Raw genomic sequence first — 19220 nt, forward strand, 5'->3', positions numbered from 1 at the left:
TACCGGCACCATGTCCGCCACACCGCTCGCAGTTCCACAAGAAATCGACGACGCGCCCGACACCGTGCTCGACGCCGGTGAATTCCCGGTCGCGTTGCGCTGGCGCGGCCTCGAGCCGTACGCCCAAAGTTTCGACGCGATGCGCGCGTTCACCGACGCCCGCACGCCCGAGACGCCCGACGAAATCTGGCTCGTCGAACATCCGCAGGTTTTCACGCTCGGTCTCGCGGGCGATCCCGCGCATCTGCTGCTCGCCGACAGTGGCATTCCGCTCGTCAAGGTGGATCGCGGCGGACAGATCACGTATCACGGGCCGGGGCAGATCGTGGCGTACCTGCTGCTCGATCTGCGCCGCCGCAAGCTGATGGTGCGCGAACTCGTGCGGCGCATCGAGGAAGCCGTGATCGAAACACTCGCGACGTATAATCTCGCGACCGACCGCAAGGCCGGTGCGCCCGGCATTTACGTGGCGCAACCGTCGGCGGATGCGGCGCGGCAAGGCGCGAACGTTCGTCTGCACGAACTGCATCGGGGCGCGAAAATCGCCGCGCTCGGGCTCAAGATCCGCAACGGCTGCAGCTATCACGGCGTCAGCCTCAACGTGAAGATGGATCTGCGGCCGTTCCTCGCGATCAACCCGTGCGGCTACGCGGGACTCGAAACGGTCGACATGGCGACGCTCGGCGCCGCCGCCGACTGGCGCGACGTCGCACTCACGCTCGCCGAAAGGCTGGCGCACCAGATAGACGGCTCGCAGGGCGCCGCCGCTCAACCGCAAGACGGCGCGAGCCGTTTAGCTGCATCTACCGGATCAACCGAATGACTGACGCAACCGCAAACCTGGCCGGCGACGCCGCTTCATCGGCGCTCAATTCCGCTGCCGCTCCCGCCGCCTACGACGCAACCGCGAAGCAAAAGGCGCAGGCGAAGACATCGCGCATTCCGATCAAGGTCGTGCCGATCGAAAAGCTCAAGAAGCCGGACTGGATTCGCGTGCGCACCGCGACGGGCAACTCGCGCTTCTACGAGATCAAGCAGATTCTGCGCGAGCACAACCTGCATACGGTGTGCGAAGAGGCGAGCTGCCCGAATATCGGCGAATGCTTCGGTAAGGGCACGGCGACGTTCATGATCATGGGCGACAAGTGCACGCGCCGCTGCCCGTTCTGCGACGTGGGCCACGGCCGTCCCGATCCGCTCGATCCCGAAGAGCCGATCAACCTCGCGCGCACCATCGGCGCGCTGAAGCTGAAGTACGTGGTGATCACGAGCGTGGATCGCGACGACCTGCGCGATGGCGGCGCGGCGCATTTCGTCGAATGCATTCGAAACGTGCGCGAGCATTCGCCGGAAACGCGCATCGAGATTCTCACGCCGGATTTCCGCGGACGACTGGATCGCGCGATCAACATCCTGACCGCCGCGCCGCCCGACGTGATGAACCACAATCTCGAAACGGTGCCGCGTCTTTATAAGGAAGCGCGTCCGGGTTCGGATTATCACCATTCGCTGAAGCTGCTGAAGGACTTCAAGGCGCTGCATCCGGAAGTCGCGACGAAATCCGGGCTGATGGTCGGTCTCGGTGAAACCGAAGAGGAAATCCTCCAGGTGATGCGCGATCTGCGCGCGCACGACGTCGACATGCTGACGATCGGGCAGTATCTGCAGCCGTCGGAGCATCATCTGCCGGTGCGGGCTTACGTGCATCCGGATACCTTCAAGATGTACGAGGAAGAAGCGTACAAGATGGGCTTCACGCACGCGGCGGTCGGCGCGATGGTGCGTTCGAGCTATCACGCGGATGTGCAGGCGCATGGGGCCGGCGTGGTTTGAGGCGGCGCTCCTTCGCGTTCAAGAAAAAAACCCACGGCGACGTGGGTTTTTTTTCGGGCGCGCGCGTTGGCGATGCTTCGTTCAAGCCGTCCGAAAGGTCGGACGGCCGCATTCCGGATTTCTGGAAACCCGGATTGATCGAGCCGCGATGTCGATGAAAGTAGCTTAAAAATCAATTGGTTAGCCTAGAATCAAACCTGGCATCGCCCTTGCAATAATGAAGCTACGGCCCGCGAAGCCGCATATAAAAGTCAAGGAGACACGCCAGATGAACACCTTCGCATCCGACCGTCCCTGAATCCGTCGACGTAGCGGCTCTCGCCTACGCGACGCGATCCGACGTGCACGCCCTCACGTGCAACGACGCTTTGCCCGCTCTTCGTGGCTCGCCGCTGGCGCTCTTTTGCCAACTGCCTGTTTTTGCCTGGAACCATCGTGAAGAAACCTTTCTATAAAGTCCTGTACGTGCAGGTGCTCGCGGCCATTGCCATCGGCATCGCGCTCGGGCATTTCTATCCCTCGCTCGCCACCGATATGAAGCCGCTCGGCGATGGCTTCATCAAGCTCATCAAGATGGTCATCGGGCCGATCATCTTCTGTACCGTCGTGACCGGCATCGCCGGGATGGAAGACATGAAGAAGGTCGGGCGCGTCGGCGGCAAGGCGCTGCTGTACTTCGAAATCGTGTCGACGTTCGCGCTCGTGCTCGGCCTCATCGCCACGCACGTGCTGAAGCCGGGCGTCGGCTTCAACGTCGATCCAGCCACGCTCGACCACAAGGCGATCGACTCGTTCGCCGCGAAGGCGCACGGCCAGAGCACGGTCGACTTCTTCATGCACATCATTCCGGACACGCTCGTCTCCGCGTTCTCGCAAGGCGAAATCCTGCAGATCCTGCTGATCGCGCTCCTGTTCGGCGCGGTGCTCGCGCATCTGGGCGAGCGCGGCAAGGTCGTGACGTCGTTCATCGAAGGCCTTTCCAGCGTGCTGTTCGGCATGGTCGGCATCATCACGAAGCTCGCGCCCATCGGTGCGTTCGGCGCGATGGCGTTCACCATCGGCAAGTACGGCATCGGCTCGCTCGTGCCCATGCTGAAGCTGATCGGCACGTTCTATCTGACGTCGATCGTGTTCGTGCTCGTCGTGCTCGGCGCGATTGCGCGCATGGTCGGCTTCTCGATCCTCAAGTTCGTCGCGTACATCAAGGAAGAACTGCTGATCGTGCTCGGCACGTCGTCGTCGGAAGCGGCGCTGCCGCAACTGATGCTGAAGCTCGAAAAGCTCGGCTGCTCGCGCTCGGTCGTGGGTCTCGTCGTGCCGACCGGCTATTCGTTCAACCTCGACGGCACCAACATCTACATGACGATGGCCGTGCTGTTCATCGCGCAGGCGACGAACACGGACCTCACGTGGGGCCAGCAACTGACGCTGCTCGCGGTCACCATGCTGACCTCAAAGGGCGCGAGCGGCGTGACCGGCGCGGGCTTCATCACGCTGGCGGCGACGCTGGCCGTGGTCCCGACCATTCCGCTGTCGGGCATGGTGCTGATTCTCGGCATCGACCGCTTCATGAGCGAGTGCCGCGCGCTGACGAATATCGTCGGCAACGGCGTGGCGACGGTCGTGGTGTCGGCGTGGGAGCGCGAACTGGACCGCAACAAGCTGCGCGCCGCGCTCAGTCACGGCGGCGACGACACCGAAGCGAAGACCGTCTAACCTTCTCTCGCCGATAAAGCCATGCAACGCGCGGCGAAGCATCGATCGGCGGATGCTTCGCCGCACGCGCCCAAACCGGCGTATCCGGAAAACGCGTATGCCACAATGACGGATTCTCAATCGCGGGAATCTGCTCAAGTGACGCGCCGCATCCTCGTGTTCTTCGCGCTCGTCGCGCTGCTCACGGCGTGCTGCGCGCTCACGTGGCATATCGCGTGGCAGCGCGGTATCGACGATTTGCGGCGCAACGCCGCCGCCCGCGTCGATCGCACCACGAGCACGCTCAAGAGCACGCTCGACCGCTACGAATACCTTCCCTATCTGCTTTCGCGTCATCCGTTCGTGCAGGACGTGCTCGCCACGCCCGACGCGCGCAACGTCGATCGCGCCAATCGCTATCTCGAAGACCTCAACCGCCGCGCGCACGCCACCGCGACGTATCTGATCCGCGCCGATGGCTTTTGCGTCGCCGCGAGCAACTGGCGCGAGCCGGACAGCTTCATCGGCGTGGAATATCACTTCCGGCCGTATTTCGTCGATGCCGTGAAAGGCGGCGTCGGACGTTTCTTCGGACTCGGCACGATCTCGCTCGAACCGGGCTATTACATCTCGCAGCCGGTGTATCGGGAAGGCTCGCACGACCTGATCGGCGTGGCGGTCGTGAAGCTGAATCTCGAATGGCTGCAAGGCGCCGATGCCTCCGAGCCGCTGCTCGTCACCGACGATCACGGCGTGATCTTTCTCTCGTCGGTGCCGTCGTGGAAATATCACACGGTGCGGCCGCTGCCGCAGAGCGTGGAGGCGTCCGTCTATTCGACACGCCAGTACGCGCAGCAGCCGATTACGCCGCTGCCGATGTCCGTCGTCGAAACGCTCGAAGGCGGCGCGCAGATCGTGCGCGTCGGCGGCGGGATGAACGCGCCGAGCTTTCTCGCGACGCGCCGCTCCATCGGCGAGCCGGACTGGCAACTCATCACCATGGCGCCGCTCGACAGCATCGAAAGCGCCGCGCAGACGGCAGTCGTCGTGACGGCACTCGTGTTTCTCTCGCTGTGCCTGCTGGCGTTCTACTGGCGCATGCGACGCGCGCGGGTGCGCGAGATGATCCGCAGCCGCGAGCTGTTGCAGACGGCGTATGCGGAACTGAATCAGCGCGTCGCGGAGCGTACGGCGGATCTCTCGCAGGCGAACGCGCAACTGACGAAGGAAGTGAATGAGCGCACGCGCGCCGAGCAGGATTTGCGCGCCGCCCACGACGAACTCATTCAGGCGAGCAAGCTCGCCGCGCTCGGGCAGATGGCCGCCGGCATCACGCATGAACTGAATCAGCCGCTCGCGGCGCTGCGCAGTTTCTCGGACAACACGCGCGTCTTGATCGATCGCGGCGATCAGGCGGCGGCGCGCGAAAATCTCGAAGCGATCGCGGCGCTGACCGAGCGCATGGGCAAGATCACGAATCAACTGAAGCTCTTCGTCGCGAAGGCGCGGCCGAAGAATGCGCGCACGGACGTCGCCCGCGCGCTGCGCAACGTGCTCGCGATGCTTCAGCCGCGCCTCAAAAACGCCGCGCTCGACATCGCGCCCGAACTCGACGGCGACGCCGCGCCCATCTTCGTGCGCTGCGAGGACTTGCGGCTGGAGCAGGTGTTCATCAACCTGATCGGCAACGCGCTCGACGCCGTCGCTTCCTGCGATGCCCCGCGCATCGTCATCGGCATGGATGCGCGGCAGGACGCGGTGGAGATCGTGGTGCGCGACAACGGCCCCGGCATTCCCGCCGACGCGCTGCCGCGTCTTTTCGAACCGTTCTTCACGACGAAGGAAACGGGCCACGGACTCGGGCTCGGGCTGGCGATTTCATCGGCGATCGCGCGGGATTACGGCGGCACGCTCGTCGCGCGCAACGTGGCCGAGCCGATCGTCGCGCACGGGCCGGAAGGCGGAACGCAGGCCGACGCGGATCGCTGGCAAGGCGCAGAATTCGTGCTGACGCTGCGTCGCGCTTAGCAACATGAATCGAGGCAAGACCATGACCACCGGTTTGCAGGTGATCTTCATCGAAGACGACGAACTCGTGCGCCGCGCGAGCGTGCAGAGCCTGCAGCTCGCGGGCTTCGACGTGACCGGCCACGGCAGCGTGGAATCCGCCGCGCGGACGATCGACGCCAATTTTCCCGGCGTGATCGTCAGCGATATCCGCTTGCCCGGCGCGAGCGGCCTCGACCTGCTCGCGCAGTGCCGCGAGCGCGCGCCGGACGTGCCGGTGCTGCTCGTCACCGGTCACGGCGATATTTCGATGGCCGTCCAGGCGATGCGCGACGGCGCGTACGATTTCATCGAGAAGCCTTTCGCCTCCGAACGGCTTGTGGAAGCGGTGCGCCGCGCGCTGGAACGTCGCAAGCTCGTGCTCGAAAACCAGGCGCTGCGTCGCGAACTCGCGGAGCAGAGCAGCGTCGCGCCGCGCATCATCGGACGCAGCCCGGCGATCGAGCAGGTGCGCCGGCTGATTGCGAACGTCGCGCCGACGGACGCGTCCGTGCTCATCAACGGCGATACCGGCGCGGGCAAGGAACTGATCGCGCGCAGCCTGCACGAAATGTCGCCGCGTCGCGACAAGCCGTTTATCGCGGTGAATTGCGGCGCGCTGCCGGAACCGATGTTCGAATCAGAAATGTTCGGCTTCGAGGCGGGCGCGTTCACGGGCGCGCAGAAGCGGCGCATCGGCAAGCTGGAACACGCGTCGGGCGGCACGCTGTTTCTCGATGAGATCGAGAGCATGCCGCTTTCGCTGCAAGTAAAGCTGCTGCGCGTGCTGCAGGACGGCGTGCTGGAGCGGCTCGGTTCGAACCAGCCGGTGCGCGCGAATCTGCGGGTGGTGGCCGCGGCGAAGGGCGACATGAACGAGCACGTCGCCGACGGCACGTTCCGGCGCGACCTGCTGTATCGGCTGAACGTGGTGACGATCACGCTGCCGCCGCTGAACGAGCGCCGCGAAGACATCGTGCCGCTTTTCGAACACTTTCTGCTCGATGCCGCCGTGCGGTACGAGCGGCCCGCGCCGCTCATCACCGACCGCCAGCGCGCCGAGCTGATGCAGCGCGACTGGCCGGGCAACGTTCGCGAGCTGCGCAATGCGGCGGACCGGATGGTGCTGGGCGTGATCGACGACATCGGCGCGTCGGCCGACACGACGACGCAATCGCTCAAGGAGCGCACCGAGCAGTTCGAGCGCGCGGTCATCGGCGAAACGCTGGAGCAGTGCGGCGGCGCGGTGGCGGTGGCGGCGGACCGGCTGCAAGTCGGCAAGGCGACGCTCTACGAGAAGATCAAGCGATACGGCCTCGCCGCGAAGGGCGATTCGGAGCGCTAGAAACGACAACGCCCGCCGAAGCGGGCGTTGTTGCTCATGCGGGCGCGCTCAGGCGGCCGAGCCGAGCGCCTTGTCGAGCAGCGCGTCGAGTTCCGCGAAGGTCGGCTCGCCAACGTAGCGCTTCAAAATCTTCCCGTTCTTGTCGACGACGAACGTGGTCGGCGTGAGCTGGACGTTGCCGAACTGCTTCGCGGCGCTGCCGTCGTCCATCGCGACCTTGAACGGCAGGTTGCGCGTCTGCGCGTAATTGGCGACGTACATCGGCGCGTCGTAGTTCATCGCCACGGCGACGAACTCCAGGCCGCGCCCCTTGAACTTGTTGTACGTGTTGATCATGTCGGGCATTTCCTTCATGCAGGTCTCGCAGCTCGTCGCCCAGAAATTGACGAGATAGACCTTGCCCTTGAGATCGCCCGACGTCGAAACCTTCTGTCCCGACAGCAACGTGAACGTGGCGTCCGGCACGCGCTGCTGGCCGCCGAACGCGAAGTAGCCGGTGCACGCGATCACGCCGGCGATCAGCGCGGTCACGATGTAACGCAGCGGACTCTTGCCGCGCGTGGAAGTCGCTTCGGTGGTTTGGGACATAGGAACCTCGGGTTGCAGACTGGAGCGCCGCGACGGGCGCAACTGCAAAGAAATGTGGCATGTATTCTACGCCAATCGCGCGGCCAAGCGTCATAGCGGCCCGCCTATACCGGCAGCCAGGGAAGGGCGGCCGCCGGGGCGCGATAATGATGCTTTTCCAGGCATCGAACACTTATGAAGTCGGTTTTATTCCTCGTCACCGCGACGGTGCGCCGTTTTGTCGCGCCCCGCGTGCTCCTTACGTCGCCGGCTGCGGCATTGCGCGCGGCGGTGTGCGCCTCGGTGGCTTCCGGTGCGCTCGTCGCCTGCACGCCTGCCTACGACTGGCGGACCATCCAGAACAACGACGACGGCTACGAAGTCACGCTGCCCGCCAAGCCGCGCGCGGCGGAGCGCAAGATCCAGATCGGCGGCCAGCCGATGACCATGCGCATGCAAACCGCCGAAGCCAACGACGCCGTGTTCGCCGTCGGCACCGTCGTCCTCCCGAGCGCCGATCCGGCGTTGCAGCGCGCGGCGCTCGACTACCTCGAATCGGGTCTGGCGCGCAACGTGAACGCCCACCCCGACGCCCGCGCGACGCAGATCGAACTGGCCGCCGGTGGTCGCGTGCTCGGCAGTGAAATGCGTGTCACCGGGCAGAGCGGCGAGAAACGCGAGGCGCGGACCATTCAGGCGCGTTTCGTCGCGCGCGGCGCGCATGTCTATCAAGTGGCCATCGTCTCGGACAAAACGCCGCCCGCTGAGCAGGCCGATCAGTTCTTCACGTCCTTCAAGCTCTTTTAGAGGGAATGTTCGAATTAAGTTAACGCCGACTTAAACACGTGCCTTCGGCAGGTTTACGCAGTGAAGGTTCCTTCGAAGCAATCGCATCTAATTCACGGATTTATCAGCGCTTTTTCCACTATCCACACTATCTGTGGATAACTTTGTGGAAAAAAGTGTGCGGTAGGCATCAAATGCCCGAATCGCGCGGTTCCGCTTACTTTGCCTTATCTCTCGGCAAGTTAATTAGTTCAATAAAATCAATGGTCTGCGAAATCGGTGCGACGAGGGCGTTTGTTCGGGTGAAAAGCGCCCGCGGATCGCCTCGGTGTGTATAAGTCAAGTCTTGACAAGCATATTTTCCGCCGCGCGAATCAGGCAATCGACAAGGCGCGGCGATACTGCACCGCTTCCGCGACATGCGCGGCCGTCGGCGTATCGGCCCCGGCGAGATCGGCGATGGTCCGCACGACTTTGAGGACGCGGTAATAGGCCCGCGCCGACCAGCCGAAGCGCTCTCCGGCCGATCGCAACAGCGCTTCGCCGGTCGCTTCGGGGCGGCAGACGTCGTCGGCTTCGCGGCCGTCGAGTTCGCGATTGGTCTTGCCTTGCCGACGCAACTGCACGTCGCGCGCCGCCGCCACGCGCGCGGCGACTGTCGCGCTCGATTCGCCGCGCTTCGCCGCGCGCGCCGACAGTTCCGCCGGCGAAAGCGCAGGCAATTCGATCTGAATGTCGATGCGGTCCATCAGCGGACCGGACAGCTTACGCAGGTAACGGGCTGCGATTTCGGGCGAACATCGGCATCGGCCGCCGGGATCGCCGCGCCAGCCGCACGGGCAGGGATTCATTGCGGCGACGAGTTGGCAGGCGGCGGGAAAATCCGCTTGTTGTGCGGCGCGCGAAATCGTGATGCGGCCCGCTTCCAGCGGCTCGCGCAGCGTTTCGAGCACTTTGCGGTCGAACTCGGGAAGCTCGTCGAGAAACAGCACGCCCAGATGCGCCAGCGTGATTTCGCCGGGCTGCGGCGGATTGCGTCCGCCGACGAGTGCGACCGAACTCGACGAATGATGCGGCGCGCGAAATGGCCGCTGCCGCCATTGACTAGGCGTGAAGCCGATCGAACTCGCCGACAGGATCGCGGCGGAGGTCAGGGCTTCGTCGTCGTTCATCGGCGGAAGAAGGCCGGGCAAGCGCGCCGCGAGCATCGACTTTCCCGCGCCGGGCGGACCGACCATCAGCAGGTGATGCCCGCCCGCCGCCGCGACTTCGAGCGCCCGCCGCGCGCCCGGATGGCCGATGACATCCGCGAGATCGGGCGACGGCGCGGTGCGGTCGTCCGACAGCGTGGCGGCATGCAACGGCCTGAGGCGCGCATCGGGCACGCCGTTGAGATGGGCGCACAGCGCGCGGAGATCGTCGGCGCCGTACACGTCGATGCCCGGCACCAGCGCGGCTTCAGCAGCGCTCGCGAGCGGAACGTAGATGTCGGGGACGCGCGCGTCGGACGTGGCGTACTGGCGCGCCGCGCCGCAGACCATCGCGAAGGCGCCGCGCATGGGCCGCAGCGCACCCGTCAGCGACAACTCGCCCGCGAACTCCCGATGTTCCAGCGATTCGGCTGGAATCTGCCCGCTCGCCGCCAGAATGCCAAGCGCGATGGGCAAGTCGAAGCGGCCCGATTCCTTCGGAAGATCGGCGGGCGCGAGATTGACGGTGATGCGGCTGACGGGAAAGTCGAAGCCGCAGTTTTGAAGCGCGGCGCGCACGCGTTCACGGCTTTCGCGGACTTCGAGATCGGGAAGGCCGACGATGGAAAACGACGGCAACCCGTTGGCAAGATGGACTTCTACGACGACTTCCGGCGCGCGCCCAGGCGCGGGCGCGCGGCTGCGTACCACGGCAAGCGACATGATTTCACCTGAATCGGCGCGGACGAGAAGCCGCGCCGGCAATAAGACTAGGACTTCACGGCTCGCCGGCCGGGTACCAGAAGAGAAGCGGGCGCGTTAGTCCTGCGCCGTCGCGCCGTTATTTGTGAGCCGCTGCTCCAGTTGCGCGACACGCTTTTCCAGCTCTTCCAGACGCGCACGCGTGCGCACGAGCACTTGCGTCTGCGTATCGAATTCTTCGCGCGTGACGAGATCGAGCCTGGAGAAGCCCTGCGAGAGCATGGCCTTCATGTTTCGTTCGACGTCCTTCGCGGGCGAATTCTTGAACAACTCGCTCATTTTCTGCTGCAGGTCGTTAAAAACGTCGTTGGGCTGTTTCATGGGTTTCTCCCTTGTGCACAAATATTGTGCATTCGTTGTTAGGTCAGTGCCCCGAAAGATTCCATGTTCGAACTTGGTGCGAGGACGCAGCGCTCCGAAGCACGGCGGGGCAGTTCCAAAGGCGACGCGATTTTAGCGCCGACGCCACGCCTCGCTCGCCGTCCCCGCCCTTTTTACGGGACCTTCCGACCACTCTAGCAACGAACCTGCCCCGCCGCCAGCGCGCGGACGCCGCGTTAGCCATTCGGCAGAGGGTTCGCGGCGATCTTTCGTGAAATCGCGCAAAGCCGCGTCGTTATTGGATTGGCATACGAGTTGCATAAGTGGCGCGACCTTTTCTGCACGCTTTTTCACCGAACGGCACGCGGAAGGATCAGCAAACCACAGCGAGGGATACATGAAGCTCATTACCGCAATCATCAAGCCGTTCAAGCTCGACGAAGCGCGCGAAGCGCTGTCGGCCATCGGCGTCTCGGGCATCACCGTGACCGAGGTGAAAGGCTTCGGCCGTCAGAAAGGGCACACGGAGTTGTATCGCGGCGCGGAATACGTCGTCGACTTCCTGCCCAAGGTGAAGATCGAGGCGGCCGTGTCGGACGACATCGTGGATCAGGCGATCGAAGCCGTCGAGCGTGCTGCGCGCACGGGCAAGATCGGTGACGGGAAGATCTTCGTGACCGCGATCGAACAGGTCATTCGCATCCGCACCGGCGAGACCGGCGCGGACGCGCTCTAAGAAAAATCGGCGATAAGAGGAACCAAAAGAATGCGCAACTTCTTGATGTCATTGTTGGTGGCGACCGCGCTTGCCGGCGCGAACGTCGGCACCGCTCTCGCCCAGGACGCGTCCGCTCCGGCCGCCGCCTCGGCACCCGCGACCGACGCCGCCTCGACGGCGAGCGCACCGGCCAGCGCCAACACGGCGATGGCTTCGTCGGCGGAAGCCGCATCGGCGGCCGCGGCTGCATCCGGCGCTTCGGACGCTGCGCCTGCCGCGCCGACCGAACCGTTCATGGTGGATTCATCGAAGATCAGTTCCGGCGACACCGCGTGGATGCTGACCTCCGTCGCACTCGTGCTGTTCATGACGATTCCCGGCCTCGCGCTCTTCTACGCCGGCATGGTCCGCAAGAAGAACGTGCTCGCCACCGCGATGCAGAGCTTCGCGATCTGCTGTCTCGTGACGATTCTCTGGACGGTGGTCGGCTACAGCATCGCGTTCACGCCGGGCGGTTCGTTCATCGGCGGCTTCTCGCGCGTGTTCCTGCACGGCCTGGCCTACATCAAGGGCGACAAGGCGACGACGCTGTCCGTCAGTCACCTCGCGTCGACCATTCCGGAGTCCGTGTATTTCGCGTTCCAGCTGACGTTCGCGATCATCACGCCGGCGCTCATCACCGGCGCGTTCGCCGATCGCATGAAGTTCTCCGCGATGCTCGTCTTCATGGCGCTGTGGTCGCTGATCGTCTACTCGCCGATCGCGCACATGGTCTGGGAACCGACCGGCTGGCTGGCATCGGCGGGCGTGCTCGACTTCGCGGGCGGCACCGTCGTGCACATCAACGCGGGTATCGCGGGCCTGATGTGCTGTATCGTCCTCGGCAAGCGCGTCGGCTATGGCCGCGAAGTGATGGCGCCGCACAACCTCGTGCTTTCGCTGATCGGCGCATCGATGCTGTGGGTGGGCTGGTTCGGCTTCAACGCGGGTTCGGCGGTCGCGGCTGACGGCCGTGCCGGCTTCGCGATGCTCACCACGCAGATCGCCACCGCGTTCGCCGCCTTCGGCTGGATGTTCGCGGAGTGGATCACGAAGGGCAAGCCGTCGGTGCTCGGCATCATTTCGGGCGCGGTCGCGGGTCTGGTGGCGGTGACGCCGGCGTCGGGCTTCGTCGGCGTGACGGGCGCGATCGTGATCGGCATCGTCGCGGGCGTGGTCTGCTTCTGGTCGGCGACCTGGCTCAAGCACAAGTTCAACTACGACGACTCGCTCGACGCGTTCGGCGTGCACGGCGTCGGCGGGATCATCGGCGCATTGCTGACCGGCGTGTTCGCGGTGAAGGACATCGGCGGTTTCGACGGCAGCCTGCTCGTTCAGGCGAAGGGCGTGCTCGTCACGCTGGTCTACTCGGGCGTCGTCAGCTTCATCCTGCTGAAGGTGATCGACATGGTCATGGGCCTGCGCGTCACCGAAGAACAGGAACGCGAAGGTCTCGACGTCACGCTGCATGGCGAACACGTCGAATAAGGCGTTCAAAGCATTCGCCGCGACGGGCGCGCGGGCTTCGGCCCACGCCCGCGCGGCAGACAGAACGAGCGCAGCGACTTGGCCCGCCTTCGATGGCGGGTTTTTTTTGCCCGCGCGATCTGCCGCATTTTCGTCGAGCGGCGCGTGGATTCGGATTGGCGGCCGGGCGGCGGGAAACCTTGGTAATTGGCGGCCCATCCCCAGTTAGGCAAAACAATTGCTCTACAATCTTTCGTCTATCTTGGCCGTTGCCCGCGCTTAACGCGCAAGGCCGGTCCCATGCAAAGCTGTTCGCGAGAAATCAATGGTTCCGCATTTAGTTACGGCGTTGAATGGTCCTCTGCTCGATCTCGAGCGGAAAATCCTGGAAGCCACGCCTGCCATCGAGCGGTGGTTCCGTCTCGAATGGCAAGAGCACACGCCGCCGTTTTACTGTTCCGTCGATCTGCGCAACGCGGGTTTCAAGCTCGCGCCCGTCGATACGAATCTGTTCCCCGGCGGCTTCAACAACCTGCCGCAGGAAGTCCTGCCGCTCGCCGTGCAGGCGGCGATGGCGTCGATCGAAAAAATCTGCCCGGATGCCAAGAATCTGCTCGTGATTCCTGAGCGGCACACGCGCAACGCGTTCTATCTGGAAAACGTCGCGCGGCTCGCGGCCATCATGCGGCAAGCCGGGCTCAACGTCCGCTTCGGCACGCTCGATGAAAACATTCACGGCCCCGTGACCATTCCGCTCGCCGACGGGCAGAAGGTCGTGCTGGAGCCGCTCGAGCGCACGCCGCGCCGTCTCGGCCTGAAGAATTTCGATCCCTGCTCGATCCTGCTCAACAACGACCTTTCGGCGGGCATTCCGCCGGTGCTCGAGAACCTGCACGAGCAATATCTGCTGCCGCCGCTGCATGCGGGCTGGGCGGTGCGGCGCAAGTCGACGCACTTCTCGTGCTACGACGACGTCGCGAAGAAGTTCGCGAAGATGGTCGAGATCGATCCGTGGATGGTGAATCCGTACTTCGCGCACGTGGAAGGCGTGGACTACGAAGCGCGCACGGGCGAAGAAGCCCTGGCCGACGCCATCGACGGCGTCATCAAGAAGATCGCGAAGAAGTATCGCGAGTACGGCATCAGCGAGAAGCCGTACGTCGTCATCAAGGCCGATGCCGGCACGTACGGCAAGGGCGTGATGACCGTGCACGACGCGAGCGAAGTCGCCGCGCTCACCAAGCGCGAGCGCGTCAAGATGAACGACGCGAAGGAAGGGTTGCAAGTCCACGACGTGATCGTGCAGGAAGGCGTGCATACGTTCGAGCGCGTGGAAAATGCGGTCGCGGAGCCGGTCGTTTATATGATCGACCGGTACGTGGTCGGCGGGTTTTATCGCGTGCACGACTCGCGCGAGCGCGATCAGAACCTCAACGCGCCGGGCATGCACTTCGTGCCGCTCGGCTTCGAGCACACCGCGCTGCCCGACACCCACGCAAAGCCCGGCGCGGCGCCGCCGAACCGCTTCTACATGTATGGCGTGGTAGCGCGGCTCGGGCTGCTCGCGGCATCGGTGGAACTGGAAAAGACGGACCCTGAAGCGATCCAGGTCTGAGCGCATAATGCCGAGCCATCCGCGGTGCAAAGCCGCGGACTACGTCTCTACCCACGCGAAAACACATGGACATCCTCTTTATCGCCGACCCGCTCGATCGCTTCAAGATCTACAAGGACACGACCTACGCGATGATGGCCGAAGCCGCGCGCCGCGGTCACGCGCTCTACGCCTGCGAGCCGCAGCATCTCGCGTGGACGGGCGGCGCGGTCGAGGCGAACGTTCGCCGCATCACGATCGTCGGCGATGAAGCGGACAGCGCCCGCTGGCCGTGGTTCCAGGCGGCAGGGCAGGAGAACCGCTCACTCGCGCAATTCGATGCGGTGCTGATGCGCAAGGACCCGCCGTTCGATCTCGAATACGTGAACGCGACATGGCTGCTGGAAATGGCCGAGCGCGGCGGCGCGCGCGTGTTCAACAAGCCGCAGGCCATTCGCGACCACTCGGAAAAGCTGGCTATCGCGGAATGGCCGCAGTATGTCGCGCCGACGCTCGTCACGCGCGATTCCGCCCGTCTGCGCGCTTTCCACGCCGAACATGGCGATGTCATCCTGAAGCCGCTCGACGGCATGGGCGGCATGGGCGTGTTCCGCGTGAAGGCGGACGGCATGAATCTCGGCTCGATCATCGAGATGCTGAGCGAGGACGGCGCGCGCATGGTGATGGCGCAGAAGTTCATTCCGCAGATTTCGGAAGGCGACAAGCGCATCCTGCTGATCGGCGGCGAGCCGGTGCCGTATTCGCTCGCGCGCATTCCGCAAGGCGGCGAAGTGCGCGGCAACCTCGCGGCGGGCGGCCTCGGCCGTGCGCAGCCGCTGAGTGCGCGCGATCGCGAAATCGCGGAGACGCTCGGACCCGTGCTCAAGGCGCGCGGACTGCTGCTCGTCGGACTGGACGCCATCGGCGACTATCTCACCGAAGTCAACGTCACGAGCCCCACGTGCTTCCGCGAGATCATGGATCAAACGGGCTTCGACGTAGCCGGCATGTTCATCGACGCACTGGAGCGCGCCGCTGGCTGACCTCGCCGCCCCCGTCAGCCGACGCCTTTGGCGCGGTGCAAAACGCTCGCCGCCGGCACTGTTACAATCAACTTCCCGGCGGCTTGCATCTGGGGCTGGATCACTTTCAGCAGAGGAAACGGGAGTTGATTTCCCGACCGCCCGGACGCACATACGACTTGCACCACGCGACGCTCGCGCGCTTTCGAGCGATCTCTGACGTTTCGTCCACAGAGGCAGCAATCCTGACATGGCTGGCATTCTGATCATCGCGCACGCACCGCTCGCTACCGCGCTCCGCGAGTGCGTCGCGCATATTTACGGCGGCTTGCCCGCGCGCATCGGCGTCATCGACGTGATGCCCGACTGCGATCCCGTGGAAGTCCGCGCATTTGCGCGCTCCGAAATCGATCGTCTGAAGGAAGACAACGGCGCGATCGTGCTGACGGACGTGTTCGGCGCAACGCCCGCGAATATCGCCGCGAGCCTGGCCGATACCGACGTGCGCATTCTGGCGGGCGTCAACCTGCCGATGCTCGTGCGCGCCGTCTGTTACCGCGCGACGCCGCTCGACACGCTCTCCGAAAAAATTCTGCAAGGCGGCTCGAAAGGCATTCAGGAACTGGATGCCTCCACGCCGCTCAATCCCTGCGCACTCGCGACGAAAGCGGCCGGCTCGCCGGATCCGGCCTCCTCCGCGAGCGCCGATCTGGCCGCCGTGAAAGCCGCCAGTCACTGACGCCGCTTCATTCATCCACTAGCGTTCCGGAGCATCATGCTGCAACAAGAAACAACGATCGTGAACAAGCTGGGGCTCCATGCACGGGCGTCGGCCAAGCTCACGCAACTCGCGGGGAGTTTTCAGTGCGAAATCTGGATGAGCCGCAATGGCCGCAGGATCAACGCGAAAAGCATCATGGGCGTGATGATGCTGGCGGCGGGCATCGGCAGCACGGTGACGATCGAAACCGAAGGCAGCGACGAAGCCGAAGCCATGCAATCCATCCTGGCCCTCATCGCCGACAAGTTCGGGGAAGGGCAGTAAATCCGTCATCCGCATGAATCACCGAGAGCCGCGCATCGACGCGGCTTTTTTGTGCCTTGCTTAAGCGTCGATCGCGTGATCGGTGAAAGGGTCCGTAACCGGCACGGTGCGCGCGCGTTGGTCCGTGCAGGGACTTTGGAATACTGAGAACTTATAATGGCCTGCGTGGCCAGGCGCCCCGCGCTTTCTGGGAGAAGCGCGGATACATCACAACTAGAGGAGGTGCGCGTGTCTTTCACGCTGCATGGAATTCCCGTCTCACGAGGCATCGCCATCGGGCGAGCGTATCTCATTGCGCCGGCCGCGCTCGATGTCGCGCATTACCTGATCGAACCGGATCAGATCGATGCTGAAATCGAACGCTTCCGCGCGGCGCAGGCCGCGGTCGCCGCCGAACTCGAAGCGCTCCGCGAAGATCTCGCCGCCGACGCGCCCAGTGAAATGGGCGCCTTCATCAACGTCCACACGATGATCCTGAACGACGCCATGCTCGTGCAGGAAACCATCGACCTGATTCGCACGCGCCGCTACAACGTCGAGTGGGCGCTGACCGAGCAGCTCGAGATTCTCGGCGGCTATTTCGACGAAATCGAGGACGAATACCTGCGCGAGCGCAAGGCCGACGTCGAGCAGGTCGTCGAGCGTTTGCTCAAGGCGCTCGCGGGCGCGCCGACGGCCGCGTCGCTGGTCGTTCACACGGCCGCAAGCAACGGGCATAACGAGATGATCGTCGTCGCGCACGACATCGCGCCCGCCGACATGCTCCAGTTCAAGACGCAGGCGTTCAAGGGCTTCGTCACCGATCTGGGCGGGCGGACGTCGCATACGGCGATCGTCGCGCGCAGCCTCGGCATTCCCGCGTCGGTCGGCGTGCAGCAGGCGAGCGTGCTGATCCGCCAGAACGATCTGATCATCGTGGACGGCGATCATGGCATCGTGATCGTCGATCCGGCCCCGATCGTCCTCGAAGAATATTCGTATCGGCAGAGCGAGAAGCTGCTCGAACAGCGCAAGCTGCAGCGCCTCAAGTTCTCGCCGACGCAGACGCTCTGCGGCACGAAGATCGAACTGTGCGCGAACATCGAGTTGCCGGACGACGCGCAAGTGGCCGTCGAAGCCGGAGCGATGGGCGTCGGCCTGTTCCGCACCGAATTCCTCTTCATGAATCACAAGGACCGCCTGCCGGAAGAGGACGAGCAGTTCGAGGCGTACAAGCGCGCGGTCGAGCTGATGAACGGCAAGCCGGTGACCATCCGCACGATCGACGTCGGCGCGGACAAGCCGCTCGATTCGATGAGCGCCGGCGATGGCTACGAAACCGCGCCGAATCCGGCGCTGGGCTTGCGCGCAATCCGCTGGAGCCTGTCCGAGCCGCAGATGTTCATGACGCAGTTGCGCGCCATTTTGCGTGCGTCGGCGTTCGGGCCGACCAAAATTCTGATTCCGATGCTCGCGCACGCGCAGGAAATCGATCAGACGCTCGACCTGATTCGCGAGGCGAAGCGCCAGCTCGACGACGCGGGCATCGCGTTCGACCGTCAGGTGCAGATCGGCGCGATGATCGAGATTCCGGCTGCCGCCATCGCCGTGCGATTGTTCCTGAGCCGGCTGGATTTTCTGTCGATCGGGACGAACGACCTGATTCAGTACACGCTCGCGATCGACCGCGCGGACAATTCCGTCGCGCATCTTTACGATCCGCTGCATCCGGCGGTGCTGAACCTGATCGCGTACACGCTGCGCGAAGCGAAGCGCGCGGGCGTGCCGGTTTCGGTGTGCGGTGAAATGGCGGGCGATCCGTCTGTCACGCGCTTGCTGCTCGGCCTCGGGCTCACCGAATTCTCGATGCATCCGAGCCAGTTGCTTGTCGTGAAGCAGGAAATCCTGCGCTCGAATCTGAAAGCGCTCGAAAAGCCCGTGGCCGATGTGCTCGCGGCCTACGAGCCGAACGACTTGCAGGCGGCGCTCGTCCGGCTGCAGAAGGCCTGATCTATCGTGGGTGACGCGCGCCGCAGACTGGGCAATCCGGCTGCCGCGCGATCTTCATCGTGTTCCATTCCATGCGCAGCGAGTCGAGCATCATGAGCCGGCCCGCGAGCGTCTCGCCGAATCCGCCGATCACGCGCAGCGCTTCCGCCGCCTGCATCGCGCCGATGATGCCGACGGTCGGCGCAAACACGCCCATCGTCGAACACGCGACTTCCTCGAACGCCTGATCCGGCGGAAACACGCACGCATAGCACGGCGACGCGGGCGACCGAAAGTCGAACGTGCTGATCTGGCCGTCGAAGCGCAGCGCCGCGCCCGAGACGAGCGGCACGCCATGCGCGACGCACGCCGCGTTGATCGCGTGGCGCGTCGCGAAGTTGTCGCTGCAATCGAGCACGACGCTCGCGCGCGGCACGTTCGCATCGAGCCAGGCGGCGTCGGCGCGCGCGTTGATCGCGGCGATCTCGATATCCGGATTCAGCGCGTTGAGCGTCTGCCGCGCCGATTCGACCTTCGCCTGCCCGACCGATCGCGTCGCGTGCACGATCTGCCGCTGCAGATTCGTGAGATCGACGGTATCGGCATCGACGAGCGTGAGCTTTCCGACGCCCGCCGCCGCGAGATACATGGCCGCCGGCGCGCCCAGCCCGCCCGCGCCGACGATGATCGCGTGCGCATCGAGAAAGCGCTGCTGCGCTTCGATGCCGATTTCATCGACGAGAATGTGGCGGGAATAGCGAAGGAGTTGGTCGTCGTTCATCGAGCTTGCGCGGGAATGCGCCGATGTGGCTTCGAAGGGAA

The 19220-nt window shown here is 64.4% G+C and carries 17 protein-coding genes; 13 read left to right on the forward strand and 4 right to left on the reverse strand.

What is annotated here, in order from left to right; genetic code table 11:
* The first annotated feature begins 10 nt into the window (after positions 1-10).
* The 5 genes from lipB to AWB72_RS02155 all read left to right on the forward strand — a co-directional run bounded on the left by lipB (position 11) and on the right by AWB72_RS02155 (position 6919).
* Positions 11-823, forward strand: a complete 813-nt coding sequence (gene lipB / locus AWB72_RS02135) for a lipoyl(octanoyl) transferase LipB (RefSeq protein WP_244285506.1) — start codon at positions 11-13, stop codon at positions 821-823.
* Entirely contained in the window at positions 820-1833 is a 1014-nt protein-coding gene (lipA, locus tag AWB72_RS02140; protein WP_040053100.1) for a lipoyl synthase, read from the forward strand. Before lipB ends, lipA begins: the two co-directional genes overlap by 4 nt.
* 435 nt (positions 1834-2268) lie before the next feature.
* Positions 2269-3549 (forward strand): dicarboxylate/amino acid:cation symporter, encoded by a 1281-nt coding sequence (locus AWB72_RS02145; protein ID WP_087127835.1) that lies wholly within the window; start codon positions 2269-2271, stop codon positions 3547-3549.
* A 21-nt stretch (positions 3550-3570) separates the two neighbouring features.
* Positions 3571-5556 carry a sensor histidine kinase gene (locus tag AWB72_RS02150; RefSeq protein WP_087127837.1) on the forward strand — a complete coding sequence of 662 codons (1986 nt, stop codon included), beginning with the start codon at positions 3571-3573 and terminating at the stop codon, positions 5554-5556.
* Positions 5557-5578: 22 nt separating this feature from the next.
* A complete protein-coding gene (locus tag AWB72_RS02155) occupies positions 5579-6919 on the forward strand; it encodes a sigma-54-dependent transcriptional regulator (RefSeq protein ID WP_087127919.1) in 1341 nt (446 codons plus the stop codon).
* 48 nt (positions 6920-6967) lie between these two features.
* Here AWB72_RS02155 and AWB72_RS02160 read toward each other — a convergent pair whose 3' ends face one another.
* Positions 6968-7507, reverse strand: coding sequence for a TlpA disulfide reductase family protein (locus tag AWB72_RS02160; RefSeq protein WP_040053097.1), 540 nt, complete (start codon positions 7505-7507; stop codon positions 6968-6970).
* 174 nt (positions 7508-7681) lie between these two features.
* On the opposite strand from AWB72_RS02160, the gene AWB72_RS02165 reads away from it, so the two are divergent.
* Complete coding sequence (locus tag AWB72_RS02165; RefSeq protein WP_244285508.1) at positions 7682-8293, forward strand: hypothetical protein; 612 nt, start codon at positions 7682-7684, stop codon at positions 8291-8293.
* A 353-nt stretch (positions 8294-8646) separates the two neighbouring features.
* On the opposite strand, the gene AWB72_RS02170 is transcribed toward AWB72_RS02165, so the two are convergent.
* Both AWB72_RS02170 and AWB72_RS02175 read right to left on the reverse strand, forming a co-directional pair.
* Positions 8647-10185, reverse strand: a complete 1539-nt coding sequence (locus tag AWB72_RS02170) for a YifB family Mg chelatase-like AAA ATPase (RefSeq protein WP_087127838.1) — start codon at positions 10183-10185, stop codon at positions 8647-8649.
* 96 nt (positions 10186-10281) lie between these two features.
* Positions 10282-10545 carry an accessory factor UbiK family protein gene (locus AWB72_RS02175; protein WP_040053095.1) on the reverse strand — a complete coding sequence of 88 codons (264 nt, stop codon included), beginning with the start codon at positions 10543-10545 and terminating at the stop codon, positions 10282-10284.
* Between the two features lie 397 nt (positions 10546-10942).
* Here AWB72_RS02175 and AWB72_RS02180 point away from each other — a divergent pair, with 397 nt between their 5' ends.
* The 7 genes from AWB72_RS02180 (at position 10943) to ptsP (ending at position 18419) form a co-directional block, all read left to right on the forward strand.
* The gene (locus tag AWB72_RS02180; RefSeq protein ID WP_014190273.1) at positions 10943-11281 is read left to right on the forward strand and encodes a P-II family nitrogen regulator; all 339 of its coding nucleotides are present in this window, start codon (positions 10943-10945) and stop codon (positions 11279-11281) included.
* 30 nt (positions 11282-11311) lie between these two features.
* The gene (locus tag AWB72_RS02185) at positions 11312-12790 is read left to right on the forward strand and encodes an ammonium transporter (protein ID WP_040053094.1); all 1479 of its coding nucleotides are present in this window, start codon (positions 11312-11314) and stop codon (positions 12788-12790) included.
* Between the two features lie 304 nt (positions 12791-13094).
* Positions 13095-14384, forward strand: coding sequence for a glutamate--cysteine ligase (gshA, locus tag AWB72_RS02190; RefSeq protein WP_040053093.1), 1290 nt, complete (start codon positions 13095-13097; stop codon positions 14382-14384).
* Positions 14385-14449: 65 nt separating this feature from the next.
* Positions 14450-15406, forward strand: a complete 957-nt coding sequence (gene gshB, locus AWB72_RS02195) for a glutathione synthase (protein WP_040053092.1) — start codon at positions 14450-14452, stop codon at positions 15404-15406.
* A gap of 229 nt (positions 15407-15635) precedes the next feature.
* Complete coding sequence (locus AWB72_RS02200; RefSeq protein WP_040053091.1) at positions 15636-16124, forward strand: PTS sugar transporter subunit IIA; 489 nt, start codon at positions 15636-15638, stop codon at positions 16122-16124.
* A 36-nt stretch (positions 16125-16160) separates the two neighbouring features.
* The gene (locus AWB72_RS02205; protein ID WP_040053090.1) at positions 16161-16430 is read left to right on the forward strand and encodes an HPr family phosphocarrier protein; all 270 of its coding nucleotides are present in this window, start codon (positions 16161-16163) and stop codon (positions 16428-16430) included.
* 228 nt (positions 16431-16658) lie between these two features.
* Positions 16659-18419 (forward strand): phosphoenolpyruvate--protein phosphotransferase, encoded by a 1761-nt coding sequence (gene ptsP, locus AWB72_RS02210; RefSeq protein ID WP_208863101.1) that lies wholly within the window; start codon positions 16659-16661, stop codon positions 18417-18419.
* A gap of 1 nt (position 18420) precedes the next feature.
* On the opposite strand, the gene AWB72_RS02215 is transcribed toward ptsP, so the two are convergent.
* Positions 18421-19179, reverse strand: a complete 759-nt coding sequence (locus AWB72_RS02215) for a HesA/MoeB/ThiF family protein (RefSeq protein ID WP_087127841.1) — start codon at positions 19177-19179, stop codon at positions 18421-18423.
* Between the last annotated feature and the right edge of the window lie 41 nt (positions 19180-19220).

Origin of the sequence: Caballeronia concitans (genome assembly GCF_001544615.1) — a bacterium.
Taxonomy (GTDB): domain Bacteria; phylum Pseudomonadota; class Gammaproteobacteria; order Burkholderiales; family Burkholderiaceae; genus Caballeronia; species Caballeronia concitans.

Excerpts from the sequence above, each read along its gene's own strand:
- AWB72_RS02170 (WP_087127838.1), bottom strand. The coding sequence starts at position 10,185 with ATGTCGCTTGCCGTGGTACGCAGCCGCGCGCCCGCGCCTGGGCGCGCG.
- AWB72_RS02205 (WP_040053090.1), top strand. The coding sequence starts at position 16,161 with ATGCTGCAACAAGAAACAACGATCGTGAACAAGCTGGGGCTCCATGCA.
- AWB72_RS02185 (WP_040053094.1), top strand. The coding sequence starts at position 11,312 with ATGCGCAACTTCTTGATGTCATTGTTGGTGGCGACCGCGCTTGCCGGC.
- gshB (WP_040053092.1), top strand. The coding sequence starts at position 14,450 with ATGGACATCCTCTTTATCGCCGACCCGCTCGATCGCTTCAAGATCTAC.
- AWB72_RS02180 (WP_014190273.1), top strand. The coding sequence starts at position 10,943 with ATGAAGCTCATTACCGCAATCATCAAGCCGTTCAAGCTCGACGAAGCG.
- lipA (WP_040053100.1), top strand. The coding sequence starts at position 820 with ATGACTGACGCAACCGCAAACCTGGCCGGCGACGCCGCTTCATCGGCG.
- AWB72_RS02160 (WP_040053097.1), bottom strand. The coding sequence starts at position 7,507 with ATGTCCCAAACCACCGAAGCGACTTCCACGCGCGGCAAGAGTCCGCTG.
- AWB72_RS02155 (WP_087127919.1), top strand. The coding sequence starts at position 5,579 with ATGACCACCGGTTTGCAGGTGATCTTCATCGAAGACGACGAACTCGTG.
- AWB72_RS02150 (WP_087127837.1), top strand. The coding sequence starts at position 3,571 with ATGCAACGCGCGGCGAAGCATCGATCGGCGGATGCTTCGCCGCACGCG.
- AWB72_RS02175 (WP_040053095.1), bottom strand. The coding sequence starts at position 10,545 with ATGAAACAGCCCAACGACGTTTTTAACGACCTGCAGCAGAAAATGAGC.
- AWB72_RS02165 (WP_244285508.1), top strand. The coding sequence starts at position 7,682 with ATGAAGTCGGTTTTATTCCTCGTCACCGCGACGGTGCGCCGTTTTGTC.
- lipB (WP_244285506.1), top strand. The coding sequence starts at position 11 with ATGTCCGCCACACCGCTCGCAGTTCCACAAGAAATCGACGACGCGCCC.
- gshA (WP_040053093.1), top strand. The coding sequence starts at position 13,095 with ATGGTTCCGCATTTAGTTACGGCGTTGAATGGTCCTCTGCTCGATCTC.
- AWB72_RS02215 (WP_087127841.1), bottom strand. The coding sequence starts at position 19,179 with ATGAACGACGACCAACTCCTTCGCTATTCCCGCCACATTCTCGTCGAT.
- AWB72_RS02200 (WP_040053091.1), top strand. The coding sequence starts at position 15,636 with ATGGCTGGCATTCTGATCATCGCGCACGCACCGCTCGCTACCGCGCTC.